A 12,876-nucleotide genomic window follows, 5' to 3' on the forward strand; every position below is an offset into this window, starting at 1 on the left:
TCGTTCATAGTTTTTAATTATAAAAGAATAGAAATAAGATTTGATAAATCTATAATTCATTCGTTTTCTGGTTCTATATTTGCATTAGTAAAGTTAATCAAATAGACAATATAAAATTTAATCATATGAAATTATTATCGCCAGAAAAAAAACAAAAAATCGCTGATATTTTAATTAAATTATTAGCTGATGAACATATTTTATACTTAAAAACAAGAAATGCACATTGGAATGTAGAAGGTCCTGATTTTCAGACAATACATGTGTATTTTGAATCGTTATATAACGAGTTACAAATTGTTATAGATGATGTTGCAGAAAAAATTCGTCAAAAAGATGTTTATGCACCAGCAACTATGGCAGAGTATTTGCAGTTAGCTCACTTATCAGAAACAAGAAAAACTGAAAACAAAGATAGTTTAAGTTTTATTGCTGATTTACTACACGATCACGAAGTTATTATTGACTTTTTGGCACAGGCTGTAGTAGAAATTGATGAGTTTCATGATATTTCAACTTCGGATTTCTTAGTTGGTTTATTAGAACAACATCAAAAAACTGCTTGGATGCTTAGATCGCATCTAAAATAAAGTTGAACATTATTTTACTTCATAAGTTTTTAGTGTTAATTCATATTAGTGTTAATTAGGTTGAGCCTTGGATTTATCCAAGGCTTCAGCTTTTTATAACGGTTTGTAATTAACCTTCTACTTCTTTTACTTCTGCATCAGCAGCGTTTGTTTTTACAGAAGCAATTCCATTTTTAGCGCCAGATTCAGTTTCGTACGATTGGCTTGTTCCAATTACTTGACCATTTGTTGCCTTTAAATTGAAATGCCATTTACCCGAAGAACCTTCTTTTAATTCGTATTTAGAATCATCTTGAGAATTTTTGCGAACAGATTCAATTCCATTTTCGCAGCTTGCTTTTTGTTTATAACCTTCGCTTGCTAAAATATTTTGTCCATTTTTAGCTTTCAAACGAAAACGATATTCTCCTGCTTTGTCTTGATAAATTTCGAACATAATTTAATTTTTTATAAATATTTTATCTTGTTGATTGATATAAATTTATAAAAATTATTTGATAATTATCAATCTATAAAATATTTACAAAAAAAATCCTGAAAAATTATTTTCAGGATTTCTATTCTTTTATTGAATTCTTTTTAAATCGTCAATATTATGTTTGTGCATATAAAGAGGAATGTGTTCTACAACAACGTCGTTCTTCTCTAGACCAAAAGATTTCGGAATATTGAACTCTATTTTCTTTAATAAATAATAAACTTTTAGCGTGAAAAATTCTTTCATACTTAATTTGGTTTCAATTGAAGGGAATTTTTCAATCAAAACAAATTTCATATCAGGATCTTGATTGTATTTTTTCAAACATGTACTCAGATATTTTAACTCTAATTCTCCATTTGCATACATATCATTGATTACTTTTTTGATATACTGTTCTGTTTTTGGTTGAACTCTAAATCCTACATTAAATGTAATTCGATATATTTTTTGATCAACAATTGGCAATATTTTATAGCTCAACGTATAAGGTTCACTATCTCGGTTAATGTTTACAAACCAATAGACATCTGCACGTTTTGGACGTTTTGATAAAATAGATTGAATACTATATTTCTCGATATTTTTCGGATTCGTAGATTTCGTTAAGTAAAACAAGAAAGTCGAATATTTATTGATTGTTTTATCTTCGCTCAATTCTGTTAACACATTCGCGTAGCGCTTTATTTTAACGAATTCTAAGTTTCTTGAATTAAGGATTTTTCCGTAAAAACTACAATACATTATTATGAAGAACAGCCATCCCATTAATAAAGCTAAATATCCACCATCAACAAATTTGACAACATTTGCTACGAAAAATGAAGATTCTATTGCTACGAAAATAGACAAAATTGCCACAATAAATACTTTGTTGAACTTTGTGTAATAATTAAGATAATAGGATAACAAGAAGGTCGTCATTAACATGGTAACTGTAATAGCAAGTCCGTAGGCGGCTTCCATATGGGACGAATCTCGGAAATATAAGACAATAAAGACACAGCCAGCCCATAACATAAAATTGATTGTAGGAATGTAAACTTGGCTTTTGTGCTCGTTTGGTTGAATAATTAATGTTCTTGGCCAGAAACCTAAGTTGATAGCTTCATTGATTAAGGTAAAAGATCCTGTAATCAAAGCTTGTGACGCAATAATAGCTGCACCTGTGGCAATACAAATTCCAGGGATCAAGAACCAATCTGGCATCATTTCGTAGAAAGGATTTCTACCATCTAACATAGGATTGTCTTGGTGCATTAACCAAGCTGCTTGTCCCAAATAGTTTGTTACTAAACAGATTTTAACGTACAACCAACTAATTCTAATATTTTTTCGTCCGCAATGTCCTAAATCGGAGTATAATGCCTCAGCACCTGTTGTGCATAAGAATACAGCGCCAAGAATCCAGAATCCGTGAGGATAATTCATCAATAAGTTATACGCATAATAAGGATTTAATGCTTTGATAATACTTGGATGATGTACAATATGTAAAACTCCTAAGCCTAGAAGCATTGTAAACCATAAAACCATAAATGGTCCAAATATTTTTCCTACTTTATTTGTTCCAAATCGTTGAAAGAAAAATAACATCGAAAGGATGAAGATTACAATAGGTATGGTAGGTAGATTTTCGAGTCCGTTTAGCATTCGTAGTCCTTCAACAGCGGAAGAGACGGAAACGGGGGGAGTGATAATTCCATCGGCGAGCAAAGCAGAAGCTCCAATGATGGTTGGAATAATTAGGTTTTTACCTTTTTTCTTGATTAATGAATACAAAGAAAAAATTCCTCCTTCGCCATCATTATCCGCTTTTAGTGTCAACCATACATATTTGATAGAAGTCTGAAAACACAAAGTCCAAAAAACACATGATACGCCTCCGTAGACAATGCTCTCTTCAATCACGCGAGTCTCGCCAATTATCGCTTTCATTACATATAAAGGACTTGTTCCAATATCACCGTAAATGATTCCAAATGCGATTAATAGCGTTGCCGCTGTTACTTTGTTCATCGTATGGTTTGATTTCATAAGCAGTATTTTAAAATTTCTACGAATGTATGCCGTTGAAAAGAGATTAAACAATCTTATTTATTTATAATATAAAACCAACATTATATTTATTTTCGATACTAAATATGACGTATTTTTACACTACTACAGTCAGTTTTTTATTAATGGAATAAATTTAAGTATTATTTAATCATACTATTTATTTTATTAATCATAATTTAAAGTTACATTTCATTGATAAATAGTAAATTGAATCATTATTTGTTAAACAAAATTAAATTTTAAAACTTTGTTATGCTTGCATAATAAAAAAAGATTATATTTGTTAGACATACACTAAAATATGTTAAGAGAAGATTTAACGATAGATTATTTATTGCGTTCAACATGGTTGTCAGTTCAGAAAATGTATAATGAGCAAGCAGGCGCTTACGATTCCACAATGGTGTATGCCTTTACATTATTATCAATAGATCCGAAAGGAGGTACGCCAAGTACGTCGCTAGGACCAAAGATGGGAATAGAGCCAACAAGCTTGTCGAGAACATTAAAAAACTTAGAAGCAAGAAATTTTATCGTTCGAAAACCAAATCCAGAAGATGGACGAAGTGTGTTGATTACTTTGACTGAAGAAGGATTAAGAATGAGAGATATTTCAAAACATTTTGTTTTGCAATTTAATGAATCAATTAATAATCATATTGATCCAGAGAAAATGCAAATTTTCTTGGAAGTGATTTATAAGATTAACCAATTAATATCGGACAAAAAAATATTTAAAAACAATTATGAGAAGACACGTTAAACACGTAACTGTATTAGGATCAGGAGTGATGGGTTCTGGTATTGCATGTCATTTTGCAAATATCGGAGTCGAAGTCTTGATGTTAGATATGGTTCCTCGCGAGCTTACACCACAAGAGCAAGCGAAAGGACTTACTTTAGAGAGTAAAGTAGTTCGTAACAGAACTGCTCAAAATCACTTAGATGCTGCTTTAAAAAGCAATCCTTCACCAATTTATGACAAAGCATTTGCTTCTCGTATAACTGTAGGGAATTTTGATGATGATTTCGAGAAGATTAAAAACTCGGATTGGGTAATAGAGGTTGTGATCGAAAGATTGGATATTAAACAATCAATTTTCGAACGTGTAGATAACTTCCGTAAACCAGGAACTTTAGTCACTTCTAATACTTCTGGTATTCCAATTCATTTGATGGTTGAAGGTCGTTCAGAAGATTTTCAGAAACATTTCTGCGGAACGCATTTCTTCAATCCACCACGTTACTTAAAGTTATTCGAAATTATTCCAACTCCTCAAACAGATAAATCTGTTGTTGAGTTTTTCCAAAATTATGCCTCACTATTCTTAGGTAAAACACCAGTTTTATGTAAGGATACCCCAGGTTTTATTGGGAATAGAGTAGGAGTTTATTCGATGGCGAAAGTGATGGAATTGGCGCAAGAAATTGGATTAACGATTGAGGAAGTTGATACGTTAACAGGTTCTATTTTAGGTCGTCCAAAAACGGGAACATTCAAATTGGGTGATTTGGTTGGTTTGGATACAGCATATAATGTAACAAAAGGTTTACAGCAAAATGCGCCAAATGACGAAATGATTCAAGGTTTGAAAGATTCAAAATTCTTGGATTTCTTAATCGAGAATAAATTCTTAGGAGATAAAACAAAAAAAGGTTTCTATTATAAAGAAATTGATAAAGAAGGAAATACCAATCGTTTTGCCTTAAATCTTGATACGTTAGAGTATCGCCCAATGGAACGTGCAAAAGTTACAGCAGTAGAAACAGCTAAAAATGCTGTATCTATGCGTAATAAATTAGGTGTTTTATTAAAAGATTCTGGTAAAGCTGGAGAATTAATCCGCAAACATTTTGCTTCATTATTCGCTTATGTTTCTCAACGTGTTCCAGAAATTACAGATGTACTTTATCCAATTGATGATGCTTTAAAAACAGGTTACGCTTGGAAATATGGTCCATTTGAAACATGGGATTTGGTTGGATTACAAAACGGAATTCAATTAGTAGAGTCAGAAGGTTTCAAGGTTTCGGATTGGGTAAAAGAATTAGCAGCAACTGGTGCAGATTCTTTTTATAAAATCGAAAACGGTAAGAAATTATTCTATAATCAATCATCAAAACAATTCGAATTAATTCCTGGTCAAGATGCATTTATTGTTTTAGATAACATCAGAAAAACGAATGAGATTTGGTCAAATAAAGAAACATCTATTCAAGATTTAGGTGATGGAATCATCAATATTGAGTTCCGTTCTAAAATGAATTCTCTTGGAGGTGGAGTTTTACAAGGAATCAATAAAGGAATCGAGTTAGCAGAAAAAGATTATCGTGGAGTTGTAATTGGAAACGAAGGAGACAATTTCTCTGTTGGAGCTAATTTAGCCATGATTATGATGATGGCTGCAGAACAAGATTGGTGGGAATTGAACATGGCAATCAAAATGTTCCAAGATACGATGATGCGTGTTCGTTATTCATCTATTCCAGTTGTTGTTGCTCCTCACGGAATGACGCTTGGTGGAGGTTGCGAAATGTCAATGCATGCGGATAAAATTGTAGCTGCTGCCGAAACTTACATTGGTTTGGTTGAGGTTGGAGTTGGATTAATCCCAGGTGGTGGAGGTTCCAAAGAATTTGCGCGCCGTGCAACTGAATTTGCTTTAAAAGATGATGTGAAAGTAAATCATTTACGTGACAATTTCATGAATATCGCAACTGCGAAAGTGGCGACTTCAGCTTATGAAGCGAAGAATATGGGAATTATTCGTGAGCAAGATATTGTAGTGGTAAATGCAGAACGTCAAATTGCAGAAGCGAAGAAACACGCAATTGTTTTGGCAGAAGCAGGTTACACGCAACCAATTCAACGTAAAGTAGAAGTGTTAGGAAAAGAAGCGATGGGTATGTTCTATGTCGGAACAGATTCTATGGTTGCTGGACGTTTTGCTTCGGATCATGATCGTTTAATTGCGAATAAATTAGGATATGTAATGACAGGTGGTAATTTATCTGAATCAACTTATGTTTCAGAACAATACTTGTTAGACTTAGAGCGCGAAACATTCTTATCTCTTTGTGGAGAAAGAAAAACATTAGAGCGTATTCAGCATATGTTAAAAACAGGTAAACCGTTGCGTAATTAAAATTGTAGTATTGAGATTTTAGATATTAGTATTGAGATGCATAAACTTGAGGATTTGATAATTTGGAAAAAAGCGATTGAGCTGACAAAACAAGTTTACTTGATTTGTTTAGAATTACCTCAAGACGAAAAATTTGGTTTGACAAGTCAAATTAAAAGAGCAACAATTTCAATTCCTTCTAATATTGCAGAGGGAGCAGGAAGAAACTCGAATAAAGAATTCGTTCATTTTTTATCTATAGCAAATGGTTCTTCTTACGAATTAATGACTCAATTAATTTTAGGAATAGAATTACAATTATTGAAAAAAGATAAAGTAGAACACATCATTTTATTGTTAAATGAAATTCAAAAAATGAATTATGTATTTCAACAAAAATTAAAATCTAATATCTAACATCTAAAATCTAACATCTAAATTTTTAAATAAAATGAAACAAGCATATATAGTTACAGGATATAGAACAGCTGTAGGAAAAGCGCCAAAAGGAACATTGCGTTTTACGCGTCCAGATGAAATGGCAGCTACAGTAATCAAGCGCTTAATGCAAGATTATCCAACTTTAGATCCAGCACGTATCGACGATTTAATCGTTGGATGTGCAATGCCAGAGGCAGAACAAGGATTGAATATGGCACGTCTTATCTCATTAATGGGATTAGATACAGACAAAGTTCCAGGCGTTACAGTAAATCGTTACTGTGCATCAGGATCAGAAGCAATTGCGTTAGCAGCTGCTAAAATTAGAACAGGAATGGCAGAATGTATCATCGCTGGTGGTGCAGAATCGATGTCGTATATCCCGATGGGAGGTTACAAACCAATTCCAGAAACAGATTTAGCCAAAGATCATCCAGATTATTACTGGGGAATGGGATTAACAGCTGAAGAAGTTGCAAAAGAATTTAAAGTTTCTCGTGAGGACCAAGATTTATTTGCATTCAATTCACATCAAAAAGCATTAAAAGCAAATGCGGAAGGAAAATTTGCTTCTCAAATCGTTCCGATTGATGTTGAATATAGTTTCTTAGATGATAAAGAAAAAGTTCAAACAAAGAAAATCGATTTTAAAGTGGATGAAGGTCCACGTGCGGATACATCAATTGAAGGTTTAGCAAAATTACGTCCTGTTTTTGCACAAGGAGGATCGGTTACAGCAGGTAACTCTTCTCAAATGTCGGACGGTGCAGCTTTCGTAATGGTGATGTCAGAAGATATGGTGAAAGAGTTAGGTCTTGAGCCAGTTGCTCGTTTAGTTGCGTATTCTACAGTAGGTTTAGCGCCTCGTATTATGGGAATGGGACCTTTGTTTGCAATTCCAAAAGCATTAGAGCAAGCGGGAATGAAATTAGAAGATATTCAGTTAATCGAATTGAATGAAGCTTTCGCTTCTCAATCAGTTGCAATTATGCGTGAGTTGAATTTGAATCCTGATATTGTCAATGTAAATGGAGGTGCAATTGCTTTAGGGCATCCACTTGGATGTTCGGGGACGAAGTTAACAGTACAATTATTACATGAAATGGAAGCGCGTAAAGCGAAATATGGAATGGTAACGATGTGTGTTGGTACAGGACAAGGAGCAGCTTCAATTTTCGAATATCTAAAATAAAAACTGTATTAAGTAAAATGTATTAAGTATGGTACATTTTACTTAATACATGATACAATAATACATCAAAACATAAAAATATGTCTACAAATCCAAATAGATTAATAGGAGGTCAATATTTAATTAAAGATGCCTCTTACAATGATATTTTCACGTACGAAGATTTATCAGAAGAACAACAAATGATTTTGCAATCTGCAAAAGAATTTATCGATAAAGAAGTAGTGCCTAAAAAACACCAAATTGAGAAAAAAGATTATGCGTTGATTGAAGAATTAATGCGTAAAATTGGTGAATTAGGTTTATTAGGAATTTCTGTTCCAGAAGAATATGGTGGAATGGGAATGGGATTCGTTACAACAATGTTAGTGTGCGACTATATTTCTGGAGCAACAGGTTCGTTAGCGACAGCTTTTGGAGCGCATACTGGAATTGGAACAATGCCAATTTTATTGTACGGAACAGAAGAGCAAAAACAAAAATATTTACCAAAATTAGCAACTGGTGAGTGGTTTGCTTCTTATTGTTTAACGGAGCCAGAAGCAGGTTCTGATGCAAATTCTGGGAAAACAAAAGCTGTTTTATCAGAAGATGGCAAAGAATATATCATCACAGGTCAAAAAATGTGGATTACAAATGCAGGTTTTGCAGATTTATTCATTGTTTTTGCACGTATCGATGATGATAAAAATATCACAGGCTTTATTGTAGAAAAAGATAAAGCTGGTGCTGGATTCTCATTAGGAGAAGAAGAAGATAAATTAGGAATTGTTTCTTCATCAACACGTCAAGTATTCTTTAACGAAGTTCGTGTTCCGGTTGAAAATCTTTTAGGAGAAAGAGATGGAGGTTTCAAAATTGCGATGAATGCATTAAATGTTGGTCGTATCAAATTAGGAGCAGCGTGTTTAGATGCGCAACGTCGTATTTTAGATTATTCTTTACAATATTCTTCAGAGCGTAAACAATTCAATACGTCAATCAATACGTTTGGTGCGATTAAAGAGAAATTAGCTGATATGGCTGTTTCTGCGTTTACTTCAGAAGCTGGTGCGTATCGTGCAGCGAAAGATGTACAAGATGCAATCGAAGATAATATGGCAAAAGGAATGCCTCATAATGAAGCGGAATTAAAAGGTATTGAAGAATATGCGATTGAAGCTTCTATTTTAAAAGTTTGGATTTCTGATGCAGCTCAAATTTCTGCCGATCAAGGAATTCAGATTTATGGAGGAATGGGATATTCGAAAGAAATGCCAATGGAAGCAGCTTGGAGAGATGCGCGTATTTCGAGAATTTACGAAGGAACGAACGAAATCAATACCTTATTATGTGTTTCGATGTTAGTAAAACGTGCATTCAAAGGAAAATTAGATTTAATGTCTCCTGCAATGAATGTGGCGAATGAATTAATGTCTATTCCATCGTTTGATGTTCCAGATTATTCGGAATTATTTGCGCAAGAAAAAGAAATCATTGCAAATCTTAAGAAAGCGTTCTTTATGGTTGCAGGTTCTGCTTTGCAAAAATTTGGTGCAGAATTAGAACAACATCAACAATTGATTATTGCGGCTTCTCGTATTATGCAAGAAATTTATATGGTTGAATCGGCGATGTTACGTGCAGAAAAAATTGCAAATGTAAAAGGTGCTGATGCAGTGAAAAATGCAGAAAAATTAGTTCAATTACAATTATTCAAATCAGTAGAAATTATTAAAACAGAAGCGACTCGCGGAATTGTTTCTTTCACAGAAGGAGATGAGCAACGCATGATGTTATCTGGTTTAAGAAGATTTACACGTTACAACGAATATCCAAACGTAGTTAACTTGAAAACTGAAATTGCAGATCTTTTAATCAAAGAAAATAAATACACTTTCTAAGTATATTTTAAATACAAATTATTTAAAGCAGTCAATTTATTGGCTGCTTTTATTTTTTTAACATGCTGAAATATAATTTGGTATATCGTTTGATGAATCTAGGGCAAGTACTAGTCTTTATATAAGTTAGTTGAGTTTTCATGGTACTTAAGTTTTAGTAGAGAAAGGCCTCAGTTGTTCCCAATTGAGGTTTTTTTATACTTTGAGGTTAAAGTTTATTCATTAAAAATAAGCGAGTTAAGTCGTTATTTCTTAATGAAATACTTTTCGATAGAAATGATTTGAAGTAACTTTAATTCAAATTAATAACCCAAAAACAAAGCTTATGATAATTAATGCAGCAATTCTTACGTTGACCATGTTTGCAACATTTAGTATTATGTGTCTAGTCAAATTAGATGAATTAAAAAAAATAAAATAAAACCGAAACTCCATTTCTATAAATGGAGTTTTGTTGTTTTATAAAGTTATATTTACTTCAATTAATACATTCGAAATGAAAAAGAAGTTAGTTGTTTTGACGGGAGCTGGAATTAGTGCAGAAAGTGGAATTTCAACTTTTCGAGATGCCAACGGTTTGTGGGAAAATCATGATATTATGGAAGTCGCTTCGATTGATGGTTATCAAAGAAATCCTAAATTGGTTCAAGAATTCTACAATCAACGCCGAAAACAATTGTTCGATGTTGAACCCAATGCAGCACATTTTTTTCTGAAAGAGTTAGAACAAGACTTTGAAGTTTCTATTATTACCCAAAATGTTGATGATTTGCACGAAAGAGCAGGTTCGTCTAAAATAATTCATTTGCATGGCGAATTGAGAAAAGCGCGAAGCGAAAAAAACGAAAATCTAATTATTGATTGGAATAAAGATATCAAACTTGGAGATTTGGCGGAAGATGGAAATCAACTCCGTCCGCATATTGTGTGGTTCGGCGAAATGGTTCCAGAAATAGAAAATGCGATTGATGAGGTTTTAAAGGCGGATATTTTGGTGATTATTGGAACGTCAATGCAAGTATATCCAGCTGCTTCGCTCAAAGATTATTCAAAAACTAATGTACCAATTATCTATATCGATCCATCAGATACGTATACCAATTCATCTATTACGCATATCAAGAAAAAAGCAACAGAAAGTATCGAAGAATTAAAAACAATTTTGAATAATTTTTAATCTTTTACGTTTTAATCTTGGTTAATTATTTTAAATGATATGAAGTATATATTTCTACCATTATTAGTCTTTTCTATCAATGCGGCTGCTCAAGAGCTGAATCCATTTTATCAATCGGTTGTTGAACAAGTAAAATATGATTCTGTGCATCAGAAATTGCAAAAATTTCAAGATTTCGGAATTAAAACTGTTGGATCTTCTGCTCACGAAAATACATTTACATGGTTGAAATCTTATTATACGGCTTATGGTTATACCACTATAGAACAGCAATCGGTTAATGTATATGGTAATGTTGGGAATAATTTGATTGTGACAAAAATCGGTAAAAAATATCCTGACGAATTTATTGTCATCGATGGTCATTATGATACATTAAACGGACCTGGAGCGAATGATAATGGCTCGGGAACGGTTACTTTATTAGAAATTGCTCGATTAATAAAAGATATCGAAACAGATTATTCGATAAAATTTATTCATTTTACAGGGGAAGAACGAGGTTTAATCGGAAGTCAGGCGTATATAAATCAAATTGCAGTTCCTCAGAATTTAAAAATTAAAGCTGTTCTGAATATTGATGAGGTAGGAGGAGTGGCGAATAAGGTAAATTCGACAATTGTTTGTGAGCAAGATGAAAGTAATCCAACATCTAATAATGCTATTTCAGCTGAATTAACCAATAAAATGGCGAATATTTTTCCATTGTATACAACTCTAAAAACTGAAATTTCGAATGCTTATAGTTCCGATTATATGCCTTTTCAGGCAGTTGGCTATCCTATAACTGGACTTTTTGAAAAGAATGAAACGCCTTATGCGCATACTGCGCAAGATATAATCGATAATTTAGATTTGAATTATTTGACAGAAGTAGCGAAAGGAGCTTTGGCGACTTTATTGCATTTTTCTCAAGCGCAGGAAAAACTGAATGTAAAAGAAAACGCTATTTCTACATTACAAATTTATCCGAATCCTGTTCTTAAAAATCTTTATTTTTCTCAAGTTTTGCAACAACCAATTATTACAATTTACAATGCAGCGGGAAAACAGGTATTTCATCAAAAATATCAAACAACAGTTTCACAAATTAATTTAGAACATCTTACATCAGGAATCTATTTCGTTAATATAAATTCGAATCAATATAGCTTTAAGATTTTAAAGCAATAAATTGTTGCTCTTTATGTATGTCATAAATTTATTCTTTTAGTTGAATAGTTACTTTTTTATTAAAAACCATCGTTAAACAAAATGATTAGAAATATAATAGCTATTATTTCAACAATTGGAATAATTATTTGGATGATTACAGACTTTTATGGAGGGATGTTTATTTACTTGCTATCATATCCATTTTTAGTATTACCGATAATTCTACTTTATGTTTTCTCTTTTTTCGAAACTTTAGCTTTACTAATCAGAAATGGATTCAAGAAAAATATAATTAAAGTTGTTTTTCATTCAGTTTTAATTTTAATAATTATTATTATCAATTTAACGGATTCAGAAATTTTTAAATCTAAAAAAATCTTATCTGCAACATTGAAAGATGATCAATACTATTATAATTTAGTTTTTAGGGAAAATGGTGAAGTAGAAAACAACATTAATGGAATGTTTGGATATTCTGAACGAATTGCTGGGACATATAAAATTAACGGTGATACAATAATTTTTACGAAAGTTCTTTACGATAATGATTTTATACCAGATACTTTATTAATTGATAAAGAACAAAGTGCTTTATTTATGTTTAAAGACGAAAGTGGAAAATTTATTCGTGAAAAACAGTTTTTAAATCACTTAGAAATCAATAATTGCCTATAATATCGGTTTGCCAAAATGCGAGGTTTTGGTTAGATTGAACGCTATTATTTTCTAATCGCCAAAAAACAGTTTATATTCGTATTTTTTGTAAGTTTACAA

General features: G+C 32.3%; 11 protein-coding genes. 9 read left to right on the forward strand and 2 right to left on the reverse strand.

Annotation, left to right across the window (positions count from 1 at the left end; translation table 11 throughout):
• Positions 1 to 125 precede the first annotated feature (125 nt).
• Positions 126 to 590: a Dps family protein gene (locus tag B2217_RS11840; protein ID WP_114999161.1), complete on the forward strand. Its 465-nt coding sequence runs from the start codon at positions 126 to 128 to the stop codon at positions 588 to 590.
• Between the two features lie 109 nt (positions 591 to 699).
• Here B2217_RS11840 and B2217_RS11845 read toward each other — a convergent pair whose 3' ends face one another.
• A complete protein-coding gene (locus B2217_RS11845; protein WP_114999163.1) occupies positions 700 to 1,026 on the reverse strand; it encodes a YegP family protein in 327 nt (108 codons plus the stop codon).
• Positions 1,027 to 1,155: 129 nt separating this feature from the next.
• The gene (locus B2217_RS11850) at positions 1,156 to 3,105 is read right to left on the reverse strand and encodes a KUP/HAK/KT family potassium transporter (protein WP_180905987.1); all 1,950 of its coding nucleotides are present in this window, start codon (positions 3,103 to 3,105) and stop codon (positions 1,156 to 1,158) included.
• A gap of 325 nt (positions 3,106 to 3,430) precedes the next feature.
• On the opposite strand from B2217_RS11850, the gene B2217_RS11855 reads away from it, so the two are divergent.
• From B2217_RS11855 to B2217_RS11890, 8 genes are all read left to right on the forward strand, one after another.
• Positions 3,431 to 3,892 (forward strand): MarR family winged helix-turn-helix transcriptional regulator, encoded by a 462-nt coding sequence (locus B2217_RS11855; RefSeq protein WP_038336958.1) that lies wholly within the window; start codon positions 3,431 to 3,433, stop codon positions 3,890 to 3,892.
• Entirely contained in the window at positions 3,876 to 6,275 is a 2,400-nt protein-coding gene (locus B2217_RS11860; protein WP_180905988.1) for a 3-hydroxyacyl-CoA dehydrogenase/enoyl-CoA hydratase family protein, read from the forward strand. The genes B2217_RS11855 and B2217_RS11860 overlap by 17 nt, the downstream gene beginning before the upstream one ends.
• A gap of 36 nt (positions 6,276 to 6,311) precedes the next feature.
• Positions 6,312 to 6,671, forward strand: a complete 360-nt coding sequence (locus B2217_RS11865; RefSeq protein WP_180905989.1) for a four helix bundle protein — start codon at positions 6,312 to 6,314, stop codon at positions 6,669 to 6,671.
• Positions 6,672 to 6,705: 34 nt separating this feature from the next.
• Positions 6,706 to 7,887 carry an acetyl-CoA C-acyltransferase gene (locus B2217_RS11870; protein ID WP_038336965.1) on the forward strand — a complete coding sequence of 394 codons (1,182 nt, stop codon included), beginning with the start codon at positions 6,706 to 6,708 and terminating at the stop codon, positions 7,885 to 7,887.
• A gap of 80 nt (positions 7,888 to 7,967) precedes the next feature.
• Entirely contained in the window at positions 7,968 to 9,770 is a 1,803-nt protein-coding gene (locus tag B2217_RS11875; RefSeq protein ID WP_180905990.1) for an acyl-CoA dehydrogenase family protein, read from the forward strand.
• A 496-nt stretch (positions 9,771 to 10,266) separates the two neighbouring features.
• Positions 10,267 to 10,947 (forward strand): SIR2 family NAD-dependent protein deacylase, encoded by a 681-nt coding sequence (locus B2217_RS11880; RefSeq protein WP_180905991.1) that lies wholly within the window; start codon positions 10,267 to 10,269, stop codon positions 10,945 to 10,947.
• Between the two features lie 39 nt (positions 10,948 to 10,986).
• The gene (locus B2217_RS11885; protein ID WP_180905992.1) at positions 10,987 to 12,120 is read left to right on the forward strand and encodes a M20/M25/M40 family metallo-hydrolase; all 1,134 of its coding nucleotides are present in this window, start codon (positions 10,987 to 10,989) and stop codon (positions 12,118 to 12,120) included.
• Between the two features lie 81 nt (positions 12,121 to 12,201).
• On the forward strand, positions 12,202 to 12,777 hold the full coding sequence (locus B2217_RS11890) for a hypothetical protein (RefSeq protein ID WP_180905993.1): 576 nt from the start codon (positions 12,202 to 12,204) through the stop codon (positions 12,775 to 12,777).
• Positions 12,778 to 12,876: the final 99 nt, after the last annotated feature.

Origin of the sequence: Empedobacter sp. UBA7620, assembly GCF_002484185.1 — a bacterium.
GTDB lineage: Bacteria > Bacteroidota > Bacteroidia > Flavobacteriales > Weeksellaceae > Empedobacter > Empedobacter falsenii_C.

Bases quoted from the DNA above. Each gene is read 5' to 3' on its own strand.
- B2217_RS11865 (WP_180905989.1), top strand. From the start codon at position 6,312: ATGCATAAACTTGAGGATTTGATAATTTGGAAAAAAGCGATTGAGCTG.
- B2217_RS11875 (WP_180905990.1), top strand. From the start codon at position 7,968: ATGTCTACAAATCCAAATAGATTAATAGGAGGTCAATATTTAATTAAA.
- B2217_RS11855 (WP_038336958.1), top strand. From the start codon at position 3,431: ATGTTAAGAGAAGATTTAACGATAGATTATTTATTGCGTTCAACATGG.
- B2217_RS11880 (WP_180905991.1), top strand. From the start codon at position 10,267: ATGAAAAAGAAGTTAGTTGTTTTGACGGGAGCTGGAATTAGTGCAGAA.
- B2217_RS11845 (WP_114999163.1), bottom strand. From the start codon at position 1,026: ATGTTCGAAATTTATCAAGACAAAGCAGGAGAATATCGTTTTCGTTTG.
- B2217_RS11870 (WP_038336965.1), top strand. From the start codon at position 6,706: ATGAAACAAGCATATATAGTTACAGGATATAGAACAGCTGTAGGAAAA.
- B2217_RS11860 (WP_180905988.1), top strand. From the start codon at position 3,876: ATGAGAAGACACGTTAAACACGTAACTGTATTAGGATCAGGAGTGATG.
- B2217_RS11840 (WP_114999161.1), top strand. From the start codon at position 126: ATGAAATTATTATCGCCAGAAAAAAAACAAAAAATCGCTGATATTTTA.
- B2217_RS11885 (WP_180905992.1), top strand. From the start codon at position 10,987: ATGAAGTATATATTTCTACCATTATTAGTCTTTTCTATCAATGCGGCT.
- B2217_RS11890 (WP_180905993.1), top strand. From the start codon at position 12,202: ATGATTAGAAATATAATAGCTATTATTTCAACAATTGGAATAATTATT.
- B2217_RS11850 (WP_180905987.1), bottom strand. From the start codon at position 3,105: ATGAAATCAAACCATACGATGAACAAAGTAACAGCGGCAACGCTATTA.